A 20027-nucleotide genomic window follows, 5' to 3' on the forward strand; every position below is an offset into this window, starting at 1 on the left:
CACTCGGGCCGGTGCCGTGAGCTGCGGTCTCAGGTAGCTCTCAGGCCAATCTCAGGCTCCCGTAACCGTCCGGTGACATCAGTTTCAATTGAAACTGCAACCGATCAGCGGCGGTAGAACTTCTCCTGCTGACCCTGGCGGAGCAGGCGCAGCCACTCCTTGAACGCCTTCGGATCGCGCTTCTGGCCGACGAAGTACAGGCCGAATCGGAGCACCTCCAGCGCGCCGATCTTCCGCATCCCCGGCTGCGACAGGAGGTAGCCGCGGTTGCGGTACGTGTAGTAGCGCTTCGCCGCGTCCGACGGGTCCTGGGCGTGGAACCGGCCGCCCAGCATCGGCTTGAACTCCGCCGAGCCGTCCGGGTGCAGGAAGCGGGTCTTCAGCGTGGTGCCGAACGGCAGCCCGGAGCGGACCACCCTGCGGTGCACCTCCACCTCGTCGCCGCGGAAGAACAGCCGGTAGTCCGGCACGCCCACCACGTCCAGCGTCGAGGCCCGGAACAGCGCGCCGTTGAACAGCGACGCGATGCCCGGCAGGAAGTCGTCGCCGCCGAGCTCGCTGACCCGGCGCTTCCAGGTCAGGCCGCGGCGCAGCGGGAACGCCAGCTTGTCCGGGGTGTCGATGTTCACCACCACGGGCGACACCGCGGCGAGCCGCCGCTTCTTCGCGACGTCCAGCAGCGTCGAGAGCGCGTGCTCGTCGGCGGGCCGGCCGTCGTCGTCGCCCAGCCACACCCACTCCGCGCCGAGCGACAGCGCGTGCAGCATGCCGAGCGCGAAGCCGCCGGCGCCGCCGAGGTTGCGCTGCGAAACCAGGTAGGTCGACGGGATCGGGCAGTCCGCCACCACGTCCTGCGCGGGCTGGTCCGGTCCGTTGTCGACCACCACCAGGTGGTCCGGGAGTCTGGTCTGGCTCGCGATCACTTTCAGGGACTCGGCCAGCAGCTCGCGACGGTGCCTGGTGACGATCACCGCGACTACGGATCCGGCGGGCAGCTGCTGTGCGGAGTCGGTGCTCATGAGCCTTCTTTGCTCCCGATCGTGGCCGCGGATTCGCCGATCCGGGCCAGGGTTTCCTCGCTGAGGTGCTCGAAGGGGTCGTAGCCCTTGTAGTGCGTCAGCACTTCGCGCAGCGACCCCTGCTCCCGCATTCCGCCCTTGTCCATCCAGATCGCGGTGCTGCACAGCTCGATCAGGAACTCGTCGGAGTGCGAGGCGAAGACCAGGATGCCCGATCGCTTCACGAGGTCGTTGAGCCGGTCCCGCGCCTTCTCCAGGAACTCGGCGTCGACGGCGCCGATGCCCTCGTCCAGGATCAGGATCTCGGGGTCGATGGACGTCACGACGCCCAGCGCGAGCCGCACGCGCATGCCGGTGGAGTAGGTGCGCAGCGGCATCGCCAGGTAGTCACCGAGCTCGGTGAACTCGGCGATCTCGTCGATCCGCTTCTCCATCTCCTTGCGGTTCATGCCGAGGAAGAGGCCGCGGATGATGATGTTCTCGTACCCGGAGATCTCCGGGTCCATGCCGACGCCGAGGTCGAAAACCGGGGCGACCTTGCCGACCACCCGCGCACTGCCCCGGGTGGGCTCGTAGATGCCGCTGAGCAGGCGCAACAGCGTCGACTTGCCCGCGCCGTTGTGGCCCACCAGGGCGACGCGGTCGCCGTGCCGCAGCGACAGGTTGATGTCGTGCAGCGCCTCGATGATCGGGACCCGGCTGTCGGTGCCGATCTTGCCGCCCGCCTTGCCGAGCACGGCCTTCTTCAGCGAGCGGGACTTCGCGTCGAAGATCGGGAAGTCGACCGCTGCGTTCCAGACGTCGATGCTGACCACAGTTCCTCAGCTCCCGATCAGACCCAGTAGGTGATGCGCGCGCGGTAGTTGCGCAGGACGACCAATGCGAGCGCCCATCCCACGATCGTGCAGGCGAGGACCACGATCCAGTGGTACAGCAACTGATCCTGCCCGATCAGCGGGTCGCGGATGATTTCGATGTAGTGGTAGAGCGGGTTCAGGTCCGCGAGGTTCGCGCGCCAGCCGAGTTCCGGTGCCCTCGACTTCAGGATTTCGGCGTTCCAGACGATCGGGGTCATGAAGAACAGCAGCGTGGAGAGGCTGTTGATGACCGGCGGGATGTCCCGGAACCGGGTCGCGATGATGCCGAAAACCAGCGCGACCCAGCCGCCGTTGAGCATCAGCAGCATGAAGGCCGGGATGGCCGCGATCACCGTCCAGCTGATCGGCATCTGGAAGACCGCCAGCACCACCAGGTAGACGATCATGTTGTGCGCGAAGAGCAACGACTGCCGCCACACCAGGCGCAGAACGTGCACGCTGATCGGCGAGGGCAGCTGCTTCATCAGGCCCTCGTTGGCGATGAAGACCTCGGTGCCCTCGGTCAGGCAGCCGAGGATGAAGTTCCAGACGATGAAGCCGACCGTCAGGTAGGGCAGGAACGTCCGGATTTCCTGGTTGAACAGCTGCGAGTAGAGCAGGCCGAGCGCCGTCGCGGTCATGCCCATGCCGATGGTGATCCATAGCGGGCCGATGACCGAGCGCCGGTAGCGCTGCTTGATGTCCTGCCATCCGAGGTGCGCCCACAGCTGTCGCTGTTGGAGCCCGTCGTTGATGTCCTTGAACGCCTTGCGCCAAGTCCGCGACGACGTTTCGGGGGGCGCGGGGGGGCTGTCTACCGTGCTCGTGGACTGCACAGTGCGTCAGAGTACCGACCTCGGGTGTGCCCCTCCGGCGTGGGCATCACTCGAAGGCGTAGCGCCCGCCTGGAGTCGGGCGCGCAGCCTCCACGGAGCGTCACAGGTACTGGCCGGTGCCTCGCTGGTGGCCGGGTTCGACCTCGCCTCCGCTGCCCGCAGGCAGGCCCCGGCGCATCTGCTCCAGCTGGGCGCGGGCGGCCATCTGCTGCGCGAACAGCGCCGTCTGCAGGCCGTGGAACAGGCCCTCCAGCCAGCCGACCAGCTGGGCCTGGGCGATCCGCAGCTCCGACTCGGACGGCGTCGACTCCTGGGCGAACGGCAGCGACAGGCGCTCCAGCTCCTCGATGAGCTCCGGGGCGAGGCCCTGCTCCAGCTCGCGGATCGACGACTGGTGGATCTCCTTGAGGCGGGTGCGGCTGGCCTCGTCCAGCGGCGCCGCCCGGACCTCCTCCAGCAGCTGCTTGATCATGGTGCCGATGCGCATCACCTTGGCCGGCTGTTCGACCAGGTCGTTGATGTCCTCGCCGCGCTCCGGCTGTTCGTCGGAGGTCAGGGCGGCCCCGACCGGCTTGCCGTCCTCGCCGACGACGAACACCTGCGGCCGGCCCTCACTCGGATCGTGGGTCATGTCTCCATCCTGGCGGGTCGCTACAAGATTCGAAATTCCGGGGCAGCGCAGCGTGCCCACTGGCGCAGCCCTTGAGATTGCTTTTGTCTTTGAAGCGGTGCCAGCCGCTTAGTCCGCCCTCGCAGCTTGCACCGCCGCGCGTTCTCAGACGTCGTCTGGCGAGGACAGCCCCGATGCCGCGGATCCCGGAGTCAGGCGGCGTCTGAGGTTCCGCTACCCGCACCGCTACGCAGGGTGAGCCTGGAAACAGTCTTTGCGCGAGTGATGCGATATCTGCCACCCGGCAGCGAGAACGCCGCGCCCCGTACGTAACGTGTTCCCCATGGCGTTCGACGTCGCGGCTGTTCGCGGGCTCTTCCCCGCGCTGGGCGACGGGTGGGTGCACCTGGACGCCCCGGCGGGCATGCAGGTTCCTGAACAAGTGGCGACCGCGGCGTCCACCGCGCTGCGGGCCCCGGTATCCGGTCCGGGCGGGATCTTCCCCGCATCGCAGCGCGCCGAGGCGATCGTGGAGGCCGCCCGTCGCGCTTTTGCGGACCTCATCGGTGCCAACCCCGCCGGGGTGGTGCTCGGGCCGAACTCCGCCGTTCTGCTGCAGCGGCTCGCCGATGCGCTCGGCGACGGCTGGATGATCGGCGATGACGTCGTCGTCTCCCGGCTGGACCACCCGGCCAACGTCGCGCCGTGGCAGCGCGCTGCGCAGCGCTCCGGCACCACGGTCCGGTGGGCCGAGGTCGACATCGAGACCTGCGAGCTGCCCACCTGGCAGTACCAGGAGCTGGTCACCCCGCGCACGAAGGTCGTCGCGATCACGGCGGCGTCGGGTGCGGTCGGCACCCGGCCGGACGTGCGGCAGGCCGCGGACGCAGCGGCCGAGCAGGGCGCGCTGGTGGTGGTCGACGCGTCCGCGGCGGCGCCGTTCGTGCCGCTGGACATCACCGCGATGGGCGCGGACGTGGTGGCGGTGAACGCCTCGGCGTGGGGCGGGCCGCCGGTCGGCGCGCTGGTGTTCAAGAACCCGGCGGTGCTCGACCAGCTGCCGTCGGTGGCGCTGGAACCCGGCGCGCGCGGCCCGGAGCGGCTGGAGCTCGGCCCGCACGCCCATCCGCTGCTGGCCGGGCTGGTGGCCTCGGTGGACTACTTGGCGGAGTTGGACGATTCGGCGGTGGGGCCGCGCCGGGAGCGCCTGCTGACGTCGCTGGGTTCGGTGAAGTCGTACCAGGCGGGCCTGCTGGCGAACCTGACCAACGGGCTGCGGAAGCTGCGGCACGTGATGGTGATCGGCGACGCGATGCGCCGGGTGCCGTCGATGGCGTTCACGGTGAACGGGGTCAAGGCGGAGGACGCGGTGGAGCACCTCGCGGAGCGGGGGGTCTGCGCGTTCGCGGATCCGGGCACGCACGGGGTGTTCGCGGTGCTGGGCGTCGGCGAGGTCGGCGGCGCGGTCCGGGTGGGCCTGGCGCACTACACGAACGCCTCCGAGGTGGACCAGCTGGTCCGAGCGGTCGCCGAACTCGGCTGAGCCCGGGCGCCACCGCAATTTCAATGGAAATCGAAGGTCCGATTTCCATTGAAATTGCGGGAGTTGTCCACAGTCAGGACGAGTTGTCCACAGCCCGCCGCTCGTGAGTGGTCCTTCCGGCTCTTACCGGAACATCCACCCACGAGCCGCGGTTCGCCAGTCCTGGGGCGCAGTTTCAGTTGAAACTGTCGGCGGACCGTCAGCGGACGAGGAGGATCTTGCCGCGGACGTCGCCCGCCTCCAGCATCGCGTGCGCTCGCGCCGCCTCCGGCAGCGGCACTCGCTCGTGCACCAGCGTCCGCACCTCGCCCGCCTCGACCAGCGGCCACAGCCGCTCCCGCACGTCGGCGACGATCGCCGCCTTGCCCTGCGGCCCTTCCACGGGCCGCCCGCGGAGCCCGAGCACCGACAGGTGCAGTCGCTTGACCAGCATCTTCCCCAGGTCCAGCTCGGCCTTCCGGCCGCCCTGCATGCCGATCACGGCCAGGTGCCCGTCGGGCGCCAGCGCGGACAGGTTGCGGTCCAAGTAGGACGCTCCCATGTTGTCCAGGATGACGTCCGCGCCGCCGAGCTCCTTGACGATCGCGACGAAGTCCTCGCTGCGGTAGTCGATGACGGGGTCCGCGCCCAGGTCGGCGCACAGCTGCCGGCTCGCGGCCGATCCTGCGGTCGCCGCCACGCGCGCGCCGATCGCCTTGGCGATCTGGATCGCGCTGGTGCCGATGCCGCCGGCGCCGCCGTGCACGAGCAGCAGCTGCCCGCTCCGGAGCCCGGCCTCCAGCACCACGTTCGACCACACGGTGCAGTTGACCTCGGGCAATCCGGCGGCCTCGACGAGGTCCACGCCGGCGGGCTTGGGCAGCACCTGCGCGGCGGGAACCACCACCCGTTCGGCGTAGCCGCCGCCGGCGAGCAGCGCGCAAACCTCGTCGCCCACCTGCCATCCGGTGACGCCTTCGCCGATTTCGGCGATGGTTCCGGAGCATTCCAGCCCGAGGATGGTGCTGGCGCCCTTCGGCGGCGGGTAGTTGCCCTGCCGCTGGCTCAGGTCGGCGCGGTTGACCGCGCTCGCGACGACGTCGATGAGCACTTCACCCGGACCGGGCCGCGGGTCGGGGTGTTCGGTCCATTCCAGCACGTCCGGTTCGCCCGGCTCGCGGATCGAAATCGCGTACATGCCCTGGACGGTAGTCAGCGACGGAGGGTTCGCAGCGCGTGGTGCGGGAGTCCGAAGTCGACCGGACAACTCGGGAAAAATGGGAAATAATCCCTGCTTCTTAACTCTTCTCGGTGCGGCCTTGACTTCGTTGAGTGATCCTCTCAAGGCTAGCCAACACAAAAGTCCACCCGAAGCGGGGAGCATGATGAGTTTGCGAACCATCACACCCAAGCGCTCGGCGGCGGCGCTGGCCGCGACGTGCGCGGCCGCGTTGTTGACCGTGACCCCGGCCAGCGCGGCGCCGGCCGACCTCGGCTCGCAGATCAACGCCAACGCCGTGAACCGTCACCTGATCGCGTTCCAGCGGATCGCCGACCAGAACGGCGGGAACCGCGCGTCCGGCCAGCCCGGCTACGAGGCCAGCGTCGACTACGTGGCGGGCAAGCTCCGCGGCGCGGGTTTCGACGTCACCACGCCGGAGTTCACCTATCAGGCGTACTTCCTGGACTCGTTCAGCCTTGCGGTGGCCGGTCAGCCGGTCGAGGGTGACGCGCTCGAGTACTCGCCTGCCACGCCGCAGGGCGGCATCACCGCGCCGCTGGCCGTCGCCCCGGTCGACGACACGCCGGGCTGCACCGCCAGCGACTACGACGGGAAGGACGTCACCGGCAAGGTCGTGCTGATCCAGCGCGGCGCGTGCACCTTCGGGGACAAGGCGAAGTTCGCCGGTGAGCGCGGGGCGGTTGGCGCGATCATCTACAACAACGTGGACGGTGCGCTCAACGGCACGCTCGGCGACCCGGACATCTCGAAGATCCCGGCCGCCGGGGTCACCAAGCAGGCCGGCGAGGCGCTCGCCGGGCAGGCCGGCGCCGAGGTGAAGCTGGACGTCCAGGCGCGCCTGGAGACCGTGACCACCCGCAACATCGTGGCGCAGACCCGTACCGGTCGCACCGACAACGTCGTGATGGCCGGCGCGCACCTGGACAGCGTTCCCGAGGGCCCGGGCATCAACGACAACGGCACCGGCAGCGCGGGCCTGCTGGAGGCGGCGCTGAAGCTCGGCGGCAGCCCGAAGGTCAACAACGCCGTGCGGTTCGCGTTCTGGGGCGCGGAGGAGTCCGGCCTGGTCGGGTCGACGCAGTACGTGCAGGGCCTGAGCTTCGAGCAGCAGCTCGACATCGCGCTGTACCTGAACTTCGACATGATCGGTTCGCCGAACGCCGGCTACTTCGTCTACGACGGCGACGGCTCCACCGGCGGCCCGACGGGTCCGCAGGGCTCCGCGCAGATCGAGCAGGACTTCGTCGCCGCGATGGCCAAGCAGGGCGTCGAGGTCGAGGGCGACGAGTTCGACGGCCGTTCCGACTACGGCGAGTTCATCGCGGTGGGCATCCCGGCGGGCGGCCTGAACACCGGCGTCGAGACGCTCAAGACCGAGGAGCAGGCGGCGAAGTGGGGCGGCACCGCGGGCGTCGCCTTCGACCCGAACTATCACGCGCCGGGCGACAACCTGTCCAATGTGGACCGCCTCGCGCTGGAGCGGAACGCCAAGTCGCTGGCCGCGGTGATCGACGGCTACTCGAAGAGCACCGAGGCGGTGAACGGGATGCAGAGCCGCGCCGAGCGCGCGCAGCTGCGTGCCGCGCAGGTCACGATGATGGCGCAGCACGACGCCCCGGTGCAGACCAAGGCCGGTCACCACAACCTGGCCTGATCGACACCTGCGGGAAGGTTCGAGCAGCGCGCGGGGCACTTCCGGCCACCAACTCGGCCGGAAGTCCCCCGCCGCTTCCCGGTGGTCCGCAATTTCAATGGAAATCAGAGGTCCGATTTCCATTGAAATTGCGGAAAAACTCACCGGATGGGGTGGTTGTCGTAGTCCGATCGAAGGGGATGTCGTGAAACGTGCCGTTCTTGCGGTCACCGCCGTCACCGCCGTCACCGCGGTCACCGCCGTCACCGCGGTCACCGCGGTCGCCGCAGCTCTGGTGGCGCCCGCCGCGGACGCGGCGCAGCCGGTGCGCTTCGCGACGTTCAACGCCTCCCTCAACCGCGCCGCCGAGGGCGAACTGCTCGCGGATCTGTCCACACCGGACGATCCGCAGGCCCGCGAGGTGGCCGAGGTGGTGCAGCGGGTCCGCCCGGACGTGCTGCTGCTCAACGAGTTCGACCACGTCGAGGGCGGCGCGGCGGTCGACGCCTTCCGCGCCAACTACCTGGCGCACGGCCAGGGCGGCGCCGACCCGATCGACTACCCGTACGCCTACACCGCCCCGGTGAACACGGGCGTGCAGACCGGCATGGACCTGGACAAGGACGGCACCATCGGCGGCCCGGGCGACGCCTACGGCTTCGGCGCGTTCCCCGGCCAGTACGGCATGGTGGTGCTGTCGAAGTACCCGATCGGCGAGGCCCGCACGTTCCAGCAGTTCCGGTGGGTGGACATGCCGGGCGCGCAGCTGCCCGACGACCCGGCGACGCCGCAGCCCGGCGACTGGTACTCGCCGGAGCAGCTGGCGGCCCTGCGGCTGTCGTCGAAGTCGCACTGGGACCTGCCGATCGAGGTCGGCGGGCGGACCGTGCACTTCCTGACCTCGCATCCGACGCCGCCGGCCTTCGACGGCCCGGAGAAGCGCAACGCCCTGCGCAACCACGACGAGATCCGCTTCTGGGCGGACTACGTCAGCCCGGGCCGGGGCGGGTACATCTACGATGACGCGGGCGCCCCCGGCGGCCTCGCGCCCGGCGCCCGGTTCGTCATCGCGGGCGACCAGAACTCCGATCCGGTCGACGGCGACAGCAACGGCGCCCGCCAGATCCTGCACGCTCCGCGCGTCATCGACCCGCTGCCGGGCAGCGCCGGAGCGGTCGAGGCGAGCCTGGCCCAGGGCGGCGCGAACGCGGAGCAGCGCGGCAACCCGTACTTCGACACCGGCGACTTCAACGACAAGGCGCCCGGCAACCTCCGCGTGGACTACGTCCTGCCGTCGGCGCCGCTGATCCCGTTGCGCGCCGGGGTCTTCTGGCCGGCGTCGAACGACGAGCTCGCCCGCCTCAACGACGCCTCGGACCACCACCTCGTCTGGGCCGACCTACTGGCCTGATCGGGGGCGAATCAGGGAATCACCGGATTCGCCCGGTACGGCCGCCGTTCGAGGCTTGGCGGCATGAAAACACTGATAGCCGCGGCAGCGGCAGGCGTCCTGCTGGCCCCGGCCGCGGCGGCCGAGCCCGCGCCGCTCGCACTCCCCGAACCGACCGGCCCGCTCGCGGTCGGCAAGACCACGCTGCACCTGGTCGACCACGACCGCCCCGATCCGTGGGTGCCGCAGGAGAACCGCGAGCTGATGGTGTCGCTGTTCTACCCGACCGAGGACCGCGACGGGCCGCGCGCCGAGTACGTCACGCCCGAGGAGTCGCGCCTGATCCTGGCGGGCCTGCGGGTGACCGGGGTGCCCGAGGAGATCCTGAGCACGACCCGCACCCATGCGGTGGCGGATGCGGAGCCGCTGGACCGGAAACTGCCGCTGGTGGTGCTCTCGCCCGGACACAGCTTCTCGCGCTCGTCGCTGACCGGGCTGGCCGAAGACCTCGCCAGCCGCGGCTACGCCGTCGCGGCCGTGGACCACACCTACGAGGCGAGCGCGATCACGTTCCCGGACGGCCGGATCACCGAATGCCTGATCTGCGAAACGAAACCGGACGGGCCGACCATCGCGCGGAACCGTGCGATCGACGTCTCGTTCGTGATCGACGAGCTGACCGGATCGGGCCTGATCGACGCGGACCGCATCGCGATGGCCGGCCACTCCCTGGGCGGCGCGGCCGCGGCCCACGCGGTGCGGGAAGACCCGCGGATCCGCGCCGGGGTCAACATGGACGGCACCTTCCATCCGGAGTTGACCGAGGACCTCGACCGCCCGTTCCTGATGCTGGGCGCGGACAAGCACGGTCGGCCGGGCGCGGACGAAACCTGGGATGCCAGCTGGCCGCACCTGACGGGCTGGAAGCGCTGGCTTTCCGTTGCGGGCACGGCGCATTCGTCGTTCACGGACTACTCGATCCTGGCGGAGCAGCTGGGGATCGACGTGGGAGGCGAGCCGATGACCGGCGATCGAACAGCGCAGATCACCAGGGACTACGTCGCCGCGTTCGCGGACCTGCACCTGCGGGACCGGCCGCAGCACCTGCTGGACGGCCCGTCCCCGCGCTACCCCGAAGTCCGCTTCGAGAACCCGTGACGACCCGGGTCTCAGACGAAACCGACGACCGGACGCGCACCGGACCTGCCTGGCATTAGGCAAGATCGGGAGGTCCACGCGCGTCGAAAACTCCCAGCCAGGGGCGTTCCGGGAGGGCTCATCCCGATGTGCCTGGCGCCGAGGGCGAAAACGGCGCTCTGCGTTCCAGGCGGTCACGTCTCGCCCCCGTTCTGGAACGCCCCTGCCGGAAAGTCGGGAGGAGCGCCGGGGCGCGTCGAAGCCTCCCGCTCTTAGGCAGAATTGGGATGTTGCACGGTGAATGCCGGGGCCGGGAGAGGTGGGGCAGTGGTCGAGATCTTGCTGGTCACGGGCAGCACGCGGAGCGGTTCGACGAACACCGCTGCGCTGCGCACCGCGCTGGAGGCGGCGCCGGAGGGCGTGACGGTCGCGCTTTACGAGGGGCTGGCCGAGCTTCCGGCGTTCAACCCCGACCAGGACACCGATTCGCTGCCCGCACCTGCCGCTGACCTGCGCGGCCGGATCGCGTCGGCGGACGCGTTGCTGTTCTGCACGCCGGAATACGCGGGCACGCTCCCCGGCAGCTTCAAGAACCTGCTCGACTGGACCGTTGGTGGTCCGGAGATGCACGAGAAGCCGGTGGCCTGGGTCAACGTCGCTCCGGAGGGGCGCGGGAACGGCGCGTCCGAGACGCTCAGGACGGTCCTGGGCTACCTGAGCACCGACATCATCGATGCGGCCTGCGTCCGCCTGACCGTTCCCCGCGGCGCCGTCGGGCCCGACGAGACGATCGAGGATCCGCAGGTCCGCGAGGGGCTGCGGGATGTCCTGCGCACGATCGCGAAGCACGTGGCGAGGTGACCGAAAGCGGGCGTCGGTCCCGGGACGAAAACCGGCGCCTGCCCCGATCGCCGCTGGTGCGTCAGCGCCAGGTGGCGATGGCCTCGGTCGCCCCGATCGGCTGGTACTTCAGCACGAATCCGGTTGCGTCGGCTGGGACGTCGAACACGACCTTGCCGCTTCCGGTGTCGCCCTTGGACAGCAGCGTCGCGAACAGCATCCCGGCCATGTCGGTGCCGTTGGGCGCGGCGTTGGGGTACTCGGTGCCGGAGGCGTCGGCCAGCATGAACGACGTCGCCGCAACGGCCCCGCCGTCGCCGCCGAGGAGTTCCGCCTGGACGTCGACGACGACGTACTTGCCTTCCACCGGCGCTTCCGAGAATTCGGTGAAGTCCTTCGGCGCGCCGGCGGTGATCGCGAATTGGCTGCCGTCGTTGGTCGCGCCGGCCTTTTCCCCGAAAGCGGCCTCCGGTGGCAGTTGTTCCGCGGGTTGCTGGGGCTCCGCGGCCGCCTCGACGGTGCTTTCCGCGGGCGCCGCCGCGTCGGGGGCCTCCCCGCTTCCGCAGCCGACCAGGCCCATCAGCAGCAATGCGGAAATCGGGGCGATCAGTTTCTGCACTTTTCCTCATCGGTTCGAACGAATGCGAACGTTGGCATCGTGCCAGTCGCGGGCACCCGCAACAACAAGATCAACTAACTGATCCGGAATTCATTTGAACTGAACCGAAGATGCCCGTCCCCGCTATTCGGCGAGGATCTGATCGAGCGCCGCGGCGACCTCTTTCCGGGCGGCCGGATCGAGCCCGAGCAGCGGCCGGGGCAGGTTCGGGCCGGCGATGAGGCCGAGGTGTTCCGCGGCGGCGGAGACCACGCGGATGCTGCCGTACTGGCGGAACAAGGTCCACAAAGGACTCAGATGGTCGGACAGGACGGTCGCCTCGCCGGCGTCCGCGGCGCGGGTGATGGCGAGGCACTGCTCGGGCAGCAGGCCGCCGAGGACGCTGAACCACAGGTCGGCGCCCCCGTTCAGGCCGCCGGCGGCGAACTGGTCGCCGCTGACGCCGACGGCGACGTCCTGGGGGAGCTTTCCCCGGAGTGCGGCGATCCGCTCGCGTGCCTGGTCGGCGGGAATGCCCGGGATCTTCACCGCGGCGACGTTCGGCAGCGCGGCGATGCGCCCGTGCAGCTCGTCGCTGAACGTGAAGTGCGTGGTGCCGGGGTTGTCGTACACGCACAGCGGAACGCTCAGCTCGCGGCTGACGTCATCGAAGAGTCCGAAGACCTCGTCGTCGTTGAGGGGCTGGTAGGACACCGGCGCGAGCAGTACGGCGGACGCCCCGGCGTTCTGGGCGTCCTCAGCGTGCGCGCGGACCTGAGAGGTGCGCAGCGCTCCGATGCCGACCATGACGGGCACGCCGCCAGCGGCGTCGACGGCGAGCCGCGCGGCGCGGGCGCGCTCCTCGCGGGTGAGGTATGCGTAGCCGCCGGTCGAGCCGAGCGCGCCGATCGAGTCGACACCCGCCGCGGAAAGCCGGGCGACGAGGTTCGCGAAGCCGCGTTCGTCGATGCCGTCTTCGCTGGTGGGGGTGAGCGGGAAGGCGCTCAGGCCGGTGAACATGGCGGGCGTTTCCTTTCGGCGTGCGGACGATCGAACCCCAGCCTGCCGCAAGAAGTGGCCACCCAGAAGAGCCAGTCAGCGACTACTTTGGGAGACCACTTCGGTCTACGAGAACCAGGTGACGATCTGCTCGGTCACGTTGCGGAAGAAGCTGAGAATGCCGTCCAGCGCCGCGGCCCCCTCGACCGGTGCGACGAAGAAGAAGGCGAGCGTGGCCACGAACAGCAACAGCGGAACGCCCAGCAACACCGCCAGGAGCAAGAGCGGGATAGGGCGCTTCCACCAGGGCTTCTTGGGTTTGCCGTGGAAGTGCATGCCCCCGACGCTCCCGGCCTGCACCACCGGACCGGTCGTGCGGCCCTTGAACGTGTTCCGCGTGCCGGGGACCGGCTTCGGTTCCTGATCGCCCATCGGCCGATGATCCCAAAACCCGCGCCATCCGGTGGAAAAACGCGGTGGTCAATGCGGCAATCGCCCATTCGCCGAGGCTGCAGCGGTACTGTTCCCGCGAGACCGGCTCGGCCGGGTTCGGACAACCGGTCTTCCGCCGCTACGAGTGGGACCTGACGCACTCGACCGAGAAGTACCTGGACGTCCCTGCGGACCTACTCCGGCCTCCGAGCACTTCCGCCGGCTGTGCGGAACGGGTTGCTGGAGCGCATCGGAAACCTGATCGACGAGCGCCACGACGGCCGCAACGCCAAGCGGTACCGGACGGAACTGGGGGTTGTCCGCGCCGAACCGGTCGAATAGTCCACAAAGGACTTCTGGAGCGCATCCGTGCGATCCGGGTACAAGCGGGCATCCGGCGTGCCAGACTCGCCGGATGTCGATCAACAACGCCGAGGCGGCCCTGGGAGAAGCCGCCCGCGCCTACCTCAAAGCCCGCCGCTGGCTGTGGATCGGGATGGCCGCGGCATTGCTGGCCGGAGCAGCCTGGTTCGCGGTGACGATCGGAGGACTGTTCGCGCGGCTGGCGCCGGAGACGATCCAGTTCTGGCAACAGGCCTGCTTCTGCGTCGCCTTGCCCGCGTTGATAGCGACATCCAGCGCGGGCGGCAGCCGTCAGACGGCGGAAGCCTGGCTGCGCAGCCTCCAGCACCGCCTCGCCCCGGACTCGTACAGCAGCTCGACGCTGGCCGACGCCCGGAAACTCTCCCACCGCCCCTAGCCACTCGCGGCGAACGTACGACCCCGGGTGCGGTTTTGTCGACGAGCATTCGTTCCCTGTCGCTTCTGTTTCAGAAGGAGTTCTTCGATGGCCGAGCCGGGCAGTGGAGCGTTGCGCGCGTCGGACGCCGACCGCGAGGCGACTGCGGAACGGTTGCGCAACGGGCTCGAGGAAGGCCGGATCACTCTCGCCGAGTACGACGAGCGGTTACCACGAGTGTTTGAGGCGAGGACGTTCCGCGAGCTGGCGGCACTGACTGGGGATCTGCCGGTGCCGCCGGTGCCGGCGAAGCCGTCCGCGAAGGCGATGCGCAGGCGTCGCCGGCGCGCGGTGATCAAAGAGGTGGTTGCTCTGGGGCGGAGTTTCGCCGCTGCTGTACGTGGGCGGCGCCCTCGTGACAGGTGGTGAACAGGAGACTCTCTGGTCGCTCGTTCCGATCGGGCTCTGGGCGGTGGTCCTGATCGTCAAGATGGTCCTCGACTGGGGCAAGGACGAAATGTAGGCAGAAGGCGGGCGACAGCAACCAGTCAAGCGGTGGGTGCGAGCCTGCAGAAGCATCGCCGTGCGGGGTGGGGCGACCTTGGCCACCCGACCCCGCACGGCTTGGTTCGCCGTTCCTTGGCGTCCCAACCGGAAGTCCGGGCCGCCGCGCAGGTCACGTCCCGCTCGGACATCGCGCCGTCGACCAGGTAGTTCGTGGTGACGTTCAACGCGGAGGGGTTGCCGCCGAGGACGTACGCCCCGTGCCCACTCTCATCGACGCTCAGCAGCCGGGACCGCTCGCCGAACTTCTCGTCGGGCAACTCGCCGCCGGGGAGCGGTGTGACCCGACGACACAGGCGGTATAGCCGCCTCAAATGCAAGCAGCCCGGCCAACGCCGGTCGCCTCGATGGAAGGCGACCGGCGTTGTGGCTCGTCAACGGGCGTGAGCGGGATACGCACCGCTAGCTTGCTAGTTCTGCTCGCCGGCCCTGGCGAGGTATCCAGCGACGGTCTTGCGTAGCTGCTCAGCGTGGGCGTAGATGTCCTCGACGTCGTCGATGGGCATCCGGGTCTCAACCTTGTTCTCGTCGAACAGGCCCAGGTAACGCTGGGTGCGGTTGAACCACAGCCGGGCGATCGGCTTGCGGTTGTTGTCGTCAAGCAGGACACCGAAGTAGGTCTTAGTGTCCCGCCCGACCACGCGGGTTGCGGCGACTTCGCTGCAGACGATGGCGCGCACGACGCGGTAGCCGTCGAGTTCTTCCTCAGTCGTGGTGATCTCGCTGGCGCGGTCGCCGCGTGCTGCCTCAGTCTTCCCAACGGGGGCCGAGTTGGCCGGTGTCGGAGCAGGGGACGTCTGATCGATAGCGGCTGGTTCGGTGGTTACCTCGGAGCCCAGTGCGGTCTTGAGCCGATCGTTGACCTGCTCGGCGAGGAACTGGTGCGCAGCCTTCTCCACCAGTGGATAGAACTGCTCGCGAACCCTCTGGGTGATGTTCTTGCCGCCATAGACCCGCACGGCGAGGAACCTGACCCACTCGTCGGAGGGCTCCCTGAACTCCGCAGCCAGCGATCGCTTGATGGCACCGATGTACTTGAGCTCCCCCGCGGCGCTGATCACCGAATCAAGGTCAAACGAGTCCCGGGTCAGCTTCGCCAGCTCCGGAAGCAGGGTCCGGTCGACTGCGGTCAGGTCGAGGACGAGGAACGGCTTGGCGTCCATCTTGTTGGGCTCGTCCAGATCGGTGTAGAACTCCCAGGTCTGGCCGTTGGTCAGCACGCCGACTCGCGCGTTGGTGACTGAGAAGTAGCGGTAGAGCTGCGAGGCGTGCTCCAGACGCAGCGGTTCCGTGACTTTCTTGGCCTCGATCAGCATCTGCACCTGGCCGTCGTGGACCAGGGCATAGTCGATCTTCTCGCCTTTCTTAGTGCCCACGTCGGCGGTGAACTCCGGGATGACCTCCGACGGGTTGAACACGTCGTAGCCCAGTACGCGGCCGATGAACGGCATCACGAACGCGTTCTTGGTGGCTTCCTCGGTCTCGATTGAGGCCTTCTGCTGCGCCAGCTTCGCTGACAGCTCAGCAACCCGTTCGGTCATATCCACGACGTCGTCTCCCTCGACTCAGAGGCCAGCACAAAATTTTGGCTTGCCGACATCGAAGTCGGAGACAATCCGCGGCACGTTACCGACCAGCCGCCGGGGAGACCAGCGGCTGGCGACGTGGTGGCTTGTCGTTGCTGTTTGGCCGGGCAGGCAATCCGCCGCGCGTGTTCAGTTTTCGGCTTTCGCTTTCGGAACGGCTCCGCCGAGCACGCCGTAACGCCCGCCGGCGCATGGCGAAAAGTCAACGAACGCGAAGCCTCGTAGGGCTGCGCGAGCCACTCTCCAAGGAGACGAAGATGACCGGTCCCGAGCACTTCCGCGCCGCCGAAGAACGACTGAAAGCGGCTGAGGATGCGGCCGGCCCTGAGGAGGCCCGGGCGCATCGTGAAGCCGCTCAGGTCCATGCCCTGCTTGCCCAGCCGGCCGCCATAGCGCTGAGCGGAACCGGTGAAGGTGGCCAGATAAAAGCACAGGAGGACCGCCAAGAATGGCAGGCCACGGTCAGCCTCAAGCAGGAGAAGAAAGGCGGAGTGGCGGTATTTCGCTGATCACTCTCGAACGATCGGCATAGTGCGCCTGCCTCACTCGCGGGCAGGCGCACCACTGTATTTAGGACGTTCGTTCGGAGTGCTGTGACGCTGTTCTGCCGGGTTGGTGATCCCGCCATGTAACGGCATGCCGCCCAGACGCTCGCTGACCGCCTAATGGGAGCAATTCGTGAGCATCCAACAAGATCGTCGGCAGTTGGCGACCAAGCTGAAGGCACCGGCCGACAGTGCAAAGAAGGCCGCCGACCTGCGTGCCAAGGAGGCCCGCAAACGAGCTGACGCCGCCAAGGCGGAACAGTCGGCGGTCCGGACCAGCAACCCCTCCTTCGCGCGGACGAAGAAGAGCGAAGCCACACGCGCGTTGGAGGCGGCGAACAAGTACGGCAAGGACGCGTCGGCGCTGGAGACCAAGTCCGCCGGTTACGGCGCCCGACGACACCGGCGGCGCAGCAGCGCAAAATGCAACCACCCAGGTCGACGCCGGTCGTCTCGAAGAAAGACGACCGGCGCTGTGCTGGTCAAGGAGCGGAAGCGGGGGGATTCGAACCCCCGGTCGCTCTCGCGACGCTCGCTTTCAAGGCGAGTGCATTCGGCCGCTCTGCCACGCTTCCACGCCGCAGCGTAGCCAACCGGACGTGATCTTCCTACAGCCGGTCCGGGTCAGTCGAGGGTTCTCAGGTGTGCCGTCAGGCGCTGGAAAACCCCCGCCAGGACCTTCAGCTCGTGGGGCTCCAGCAGGTCGATCATGTGCTCCCGGACGCCCTCGACGTGCGCCGGTGCAGCTTCGCGCAGTTTCGTCATGCCCTTGTCGGTGAGCACCGCGAGCACGCCGCGACCGTCGTTGGGGCATTCGTCGCGGCGCACCAGCTCGGCCGCTTCCAGGCGGCGGATCTGGTGCGAGATCCGGCTCTTGGAGTGCGCGACCTCCATGGCCAGCTCGCTCATCCGCATTCGCAGGTCGGGCTGTTCGGACAGGCAGACCAGGATCTCGTAGTCCGCGATCGAGAGCCCGTGCGTGAGCTGCAGCTCGCGGTTGAGGCGGTAGTCCAGCAACGCGCTGCCGACGATGTAGGACCGCCAGGATGCCATCTCGCAGTCGTCCAGCCACTTGGTGCGCTGCTCGGTCATCTCGGTCACGCGGCCAGGCTACCGGGAGGTTCGTGGTCGGCGGCGGCGATTCGCGTGGAGAAAAAACAATTTGCCTCCTAACCATTCGACGTGAGTACGATCGAATCCGTGCCCGGCTTCGTGGAACAAGATCCGCAGCGCATGCCGCTGACCCGGCTGGTGGGCCTGGCCGGCCGGCGGCTGGCGCACCACTGGGAGCGAGCCGTGGCCCAGAGCACCGACCTGAGCAAGACGGCGCTGATGGCGCTGACCACGATCGACGAGCAGGACGAACCGACACATCGCGAGGTCGCCCAGCGCTGCTGGGTGCGACCGGCGACGCTGACGCCGGTCATCGACGCCCTGGAGTCCGACGGGCTGCTGACCCGGCGGCGCGGCACGGCCGACCGGCGCGTGGTCCGGCTGCGCATCACCCCGGCGGGGCGGGCGGCGCTGGACGCCGCGTGGCGGGGCGTCAGCGCGGAGTTCCGGCGGATCGAGCCGAGGACCGACCCGGCGGAAGCGGCGGTGGTCCGGAAGTACCTGCTCGCGATCCTCGGCGAACTGAGCGAGGAAGAAGGCGGATGTGACCACAGCGGTTGAAGTGACCGACCTGGTCAAGCGGTATCCGAAGGCCAAGGGCAATGCGGTGGACGGGCTCAGCTTCGAGGTGGAGGCAGGCGAGATCTTCGGGCTGCTGGGCCCGAACGGCGCGGGCAAGACGACCACCGTCGGCATCCTGACCACCAGGGTGCTGCTGACCAGCGGGACGGCGCGCGTCGCGGGCGTCGACGTGGCGGCCGACCCGGTCGCGGCCCGCAGCAAGGTCGCGGTCGTGCCGCAGCGGGTGAACCTGGACCGGTCGCTCAACGCCCGGCAGAACCTCATCTGGCACGCCGCGTACCACGGGGTCTCCCGCGGCGAACGAAAGCGGCTCGCCGACGAGCTGCTCGACCGGATGGGCTTGGCGGAGAAGGCGAAGGCCCGCGTCGACGACCTCTCCGGCGGGCAGGCGCAGCGGCTGATGATCGCCCGCGCGCTGATCCACAAGCCGGAGGTGCTGTTCCTGGACGAGCCGTCCACCGGGCTCGACCCGCAGGCCCGGCTGTTCGTCCACGACCGGATCAACGACCTGCGTGCCGAGGGCGTGACGGTGGTGCTCACCACGCACGACATGGACGAGGCGGAGAAGCTGTCGGACCGGGTCGGTGTGGTCGACCACGGCAAGCTGCTGACGCTGGACACCCCGGAGGCGCTGATCAAGTCGCTGCCCGGCAGCGGCACGGTGGACGCCACGCTGCGGCCCGACGGCCACGATCCGGCCGGGGTCGCCGAGCTGCTGTCCAATGTGGATGGAGTGCAGCGGGTCGAGCAGGTCGGCGCGGGCACCGCGTCGGACGGGGCGGCGGAGCTGCGGCTGCGGCTCTACGTGGGCGAGGAGCCCGCGGCGCTGCTCGGGCCGGTCGCGCAAACCTTGCACGAGCAGCGGGTTTCGGTCAGCGACCTGGCGCTGGGTTCGGCGACGCTGGAGGACGTGTTCATCGACCTGACCGGGAGGGAGCTGCGATGAGTCCGGTTCGCGCGTTCACGGCGGTGCTGGGCCGCGACGTCTTCGTGACCGGCCGGGAGCTGCCGAGCTTCCTGGCGCAGGTGCTGGTGCAGCCGGTGGCGCTGCTGTTCATCTTCGGCAAGGTGCTCAGCGAGCTCGGCTACGCCCAGCCCGGCTACGCGCAGATCCTGCTGCCGGGCATGATCGCGCTCAACGCGTTCCTGGTGTCGTTGCAGAACACGTCGTTCCCGCTGGTGCTGGACTTCTCGTTCTCCCGGGAGATCGAGGACCGGCTGCTCGCGCCGCTGCCGATCAGCTGGGTGGCGGTGGAGAAGATGCTCTTCGGCGCGCTGCGCGGGCTGTTCGCGGCGGTGCTGATGGTGCCGATCGGCATGGTGATGCTGGGCGAGATCGGCTGGAACCTGGCCGGTCTGGCGTTCGCGCTGCTGTGCATGGTGCTGGGTTCGCTGGCCGGCGCGGCGGTCGGCCTGACGGTCGGCGCTGCGGTGCCGCCGCGGCGCATCAACATCATGTTCGCGGTGATCCTGGCGCCGCTGATGTTCACCGGGGCGACGCAGTTCCCGTGGGCGCAGCTGGAACACCTGCGCTGGTTCCAGATCCTGTGCGCGATCAACCCGCTGACCTACGTCAGCGAAGGCATGCGAGGAGCCCTCCTCCCGGAGGTCCCGCACATGCCGCTGTGGGTCTGCGTCCTGGCGCTGCTGATCGCCACGGTGATCTTCGGAGCCCTCGGCATCAAGTTCTTCCTCCGCCGAGCCCTCGACTGACGCTGCGACGGGCCCGCGCGTACTGTCCGCCGCTATAGAGGCACAACGTACGCACGGGCCCTGCGCAGC

At 68.9% G+C, this 20027-nt stretch carries 22 protein-coding genes and 1 tRNA gene; 11 read left to right on the forward strand and 12 right to left on the reverse strand.

What is annotated here, in order from left to right; genetic code table 11:
• Window positions 1-104: 104 nt before the first annotated feature.
• From glfT1 to AC07FN_RS23420, 4 genes are all read right to left on the reverse strand, one after another.
• The gene (gene glfT1 / locus AC07FN_RS23405) at window positions 105-1019 is read right to left on the reverse strand and encodes a galactofuranosyltransferase GlfT1 (RefSeq protein WP_358567828.1); all 915 of its coding nucleotides are present in this window, start codon (window positions 1017-1019) and stop codon (window positions 105-107) included.
• Entirely contained in the window at window positions 1016-1834 is an 819-nt protein-coding gene (gene wzt, locus AC07FN_RS23410) for a galactan export ABC transporter ATP-binding subunit Wzt/RfbE (RefSeq protein ID WP_132479199.1), read from the reverse strand. Before wzt ends, glfT1 begins: the two co-directional genes overlap by 4 nt.
• Before the next feature lie 17 nt (window positions 1835-1851).
• Window positions 1852-2712 (reverse strand): galactan export ABC transporter permease subunit Wzm/RfbD, encoded by an 861-nt coding sequence (gene wzm, locus AC07FN_RS23415; protein ID WP_478397535.1) that lies wholly within the window; start codon window positions 2710-2712, stop codon window positions 1852-1854.
• 100 nt (window positions 2713-2812) lie between these two features.
• Window positions 2813-3343: a bacterial proteasome activator family protein gene (locus AC07FN_RS23420; protein ID WP_452613535.1), complete on the reverse strand. Its 531-nt coding sequence runs from the start codon at window positions 3341-3343 to the stop codon at window positions 2813-2815.
• A gap of 322 nt (window positions 3344-3665) precedes the next feature.
• Between AC07FN_RS23420 and AC07FN_RS23425 the strand changes: the two genes are divergently transcribed.
• Window positions 3666-4865: a cysteine desulfurase-like protein gene (locus AC07FN_RS23425; RefSeq protein ID WP_478397536.1), complete on the forward strand. Its 1200-nt coding sequence runs from the start codon at window positions 3666-3668 to the stop codon at window positions 4863-4865.
• Window positions 4866-5064: 199 nt separating this feature from the next.
• Here AC07FN_RS23425 and AC07FN_RS23430 read toward each other — a convergent pair whose 3' ends face one another.
• Window positions 5065-6042, reverse strand: coding sequence for an NAD(P)H-quinone oxidoreductase (locus AC07FN_RS23430; protein WP_452613537.1), 978 nt, complete (start codon window positions 6040-6042; stop codon window positions 5065-5067).
• A gap of 187 nt (window positions 6043-6229) precedes the next feature.
• On the opposite strand from AC07FN_RS23430, the gene AC07FN_RS23435 reads away from it, so the two are divergent.
• The 4 genes from AC07FN_RS23435 (at window position 6230) to AC07FN_RS23450 (ending at window position 11108) form a co-directional block, all read left to right on the forward strand.
• Complete coding sequence (locus AC07FN_RS23435) at window positions 6230-7741, forward strand: M28 family metallopeptidase (RefSeq protein WP_478397537.1); 1512 nt, start codon at window positions 6230-6232, stop codon at window positions 7739-7741.
• A gap of 184 nt (window positions 7742-7925) precedes the next feature.
• Window positions 7926-9131 (forward strand): endonuclease/exonuclease/phosphatase family protein, encoded by a 1206-nt coding sequence (locus AC07FN_RS23440; RefSeq protein ID WP_478397538.1) that lies wholly within the window; start codon window positions 7926-7928, stop codon window positions 9129-9131.
• Window positions 9132-9194: 63 nt separating this feature from the next.
• A complete protein-coding gene (locus AC07FN_RS23445) occupies window positions 9195-10268 on the forward strand; it encodes an alpha/beta hydrolase family protein (RefSeq protein WP_478397539.1) in 1074 nt (357 codons plus the stop codon).
• A 306-nt stretch (window positions 10269-10574) separates the two neighbouring features.
• Window positions 10575-11108 carry an NADPH-dependent FMN reductase gene (locus tag AC07FN_RS23450; protein ID WP_478397540.1) on the forward strand — a complete coding sequence of 178 codons (534 nt, stop codon included), beginning with the start codon at window positions 10575-10577 and terminating at the stop codon, window positions 11106-11108.
• A 61-nt stretch (window positions 11109-11169) separates the two neighbouring features.
• On the opposite strand, the gene AC07FN_RS23455 is transcribed toward AC07FN_RS23450, so the two are convergent.
• The 3 genes from AC07FN_RS23455 to AC07FN_RS23465 all read right to left on the reverse strand — a co-directional run bounded on the left by AC07FN_RS23455 (window position 11170) and on the right by AC07FN_RS23465 (window position 13116).
• Window positions 11170-11706 carry a DUF4352 domain-containing protein gene (locus AC07FN_RS23455; RefSeq protein WP_478397541.1) on the reverse strand — a complete coding sequence of 179 codons (537 nt, stop codon included), beginning with the start codon at window positions 11704-11706 and terminating at the stop codon, window positions 11170-11172.
• Between the two features lie 123 nt (window positions 11707-11829).
• On the reverse strand, window positions 11830-12705 hold the full coding sequence (locus AC07FN_RS23460) for a dihydrodipicolinate synthase family protein (protein WP_478397542.1): 876 nt from the start codon (window positions 12703-12705) through the stop codon (window positions 11830-11832).
• A gap of 105 nt (window positions 12706-12810) precedes the next feature.
• Window positions 12811-13116 (reverse strand): hypothetical protein, encoded by a 306-nt coding sequence (locus AC07FN_RS23465; protein WP_478397543.1) that lies wholly within the window; start codon window positions 13114-13116, stop codon window positions 12811-12813.
• Window positions 13117-13531: 415 nt separating this feature from the next.
• On the opposite strand from AC07FN_RS23465, the gene AC07FN_RS23470 reads away from it, so the two are divergent.
• The gene (locus tag AC07FN_RS23470; RefSeq protein WP_478397544.1) at window positions 13532-13876 is read left to right on the forward strand and encodes a hypothetical protein; all 345 of its coding nucleotides are present in this window, start codon (window positions 13532-13534) and stop codon (window positions 13874-13876) included.
• 87 nt (window positions 13877-13963) lie between these two features.
• Window positions 13964-14284 carry a DUF1707 SHOCT-like domain-containing protein gene (locus AC07FN_RS23475; protein ID WP_478397545.1) on the forward strand — a complete coding sequence of 107 codons (321 nt, stop codon included), beginning with the start codon at window positions 13964-13966 and terminating at the stop codon, window positions 14282-14284.
• A gap of 119 nt (window positions 14285-14403) precedes the next feature.
• On the opposite strand, the gene AC07FN_RS23480 is transcribed toward AC07FN_RS23475, so the two are convergent.
• Together AC07FN_RS23480 and AC07FN_RS23485 are read right to left on the reverse strand one after the other, a co-directional pair.
• Window positions 14404-14739: an alpha/beta hydrolase gene (locus AC07FN_RS23480; RefSeq protein ID WP_478397546.1), complete on the reverse strand. Its 336-nt coding sequence runs from the start codon at window positions 14737-14739 to the stop codon at window positions 14404-14406.
• Window positions 14740-14829: 90 nt separating this feature from the next.
• A complete protein-coding gene (locus tag AC07FN_RS23485; protein ID WP_478397578.1) occupies window positions 14830-15960 on the reverse strand; it encodes a type I restriction endonuclease in 1131 nt (376 codons plus the stop codon).
• Window positions 15961-16262: 302 nt separating this feature from the next.
• On the opposite strand from AC07FN_RS23485, the gene AC07FN_RS23490 reads away from it, so the two are divergent.
• Window positions 16263-16514 (forward strand): hypothetical protein, encoded by a 252-nt coding sequence (locus tag AC07FN_RS23490; protein WP_478397547.1) that lies wholly within the window; start codon window positions 16263-16265, stop codon window positions 16512-16514.
• 526 nt (window positions 16515-17040) lie between these two features.
• Here AC07FN_RS23490 and AC07FN_RS23495 read toward each other — a convergent pair.
• Together AC07FN_RS23495 and AC07FN_RS23500 are read right to left on the reverse strand one after the other, a co-directional pair.
• Window positions 17041-17125: transfer RNA gene (locus tag AC07FN_RS23495), tRNA-Ser, on the reverse strand.
• A gap of 49 nt (window positions 17126-17174) precedes the next feature.
• Entirely contained in the window at window positions 17175-17642 is a 468-nt protein-coding gene (locus AC07FN_RS23500) for a MarR family winged helix-turn-helix transcriptional regulator (RefSeq protein WP_132479529.1), read from the reverse strand.
• Between the two features lie 90 nt (window positions 17643-17732).
• On the opposite strand from AC07FN_RS23500, the gene AC07FN_RS23505 reads away from it, so the two are divergent.
• The 3 genes from AC07FN_RS23505 to AC07FN_RS23515 are packed head-to-tail and all read left to right on the forward strand — an operon-like array spanning window position 17733 to window position 19958.
• Window positions 17733-18224, forward strand: a complete 492-nt coding sequence (locus AC07FN_RS23505; protein ID WP_452613546.1) for a MarR family winged helix-turn-helix transcriptional regulator — start codon at window positions 17733-17735, stop codon at window positions 18222-18224.
• The gene (locus AC07FN_RS23510; protein WP_452613547.1) at window positions 18208-19191 is read left to right on the forward strand and encodes an ABC transporter ATP-binding protein; all 984 of its coding nucleotides are present in this window, start codon (window positions 18208-18210) and stop codon (window positions 19189-19191) included. Before AC07FN_RS23505 ends, AC07FN_RS23510 begins: the two co-directional genes overlap by 17 nt.
• Window positions 19188-19958 (forward strand): ABC transporter permease, encoded by a 771-nt coding sequence (locus tag AC07FN_RS23515; protein WP_452613548.1) that lies wholly within the window; start codon window positions 19188-19190, stop codon window positions 19956-19958. Before AC07FN_RS23510 ends, AC07FN_RS23515 begins: the two co-directional genes overlap by 4 nt.
• Window positions 19959-20027 lie beyond the last annotated feature (69 nt).

This window comes from Saccharopolyspora sp. NPDC045941 (assembly GCF_056431445.1).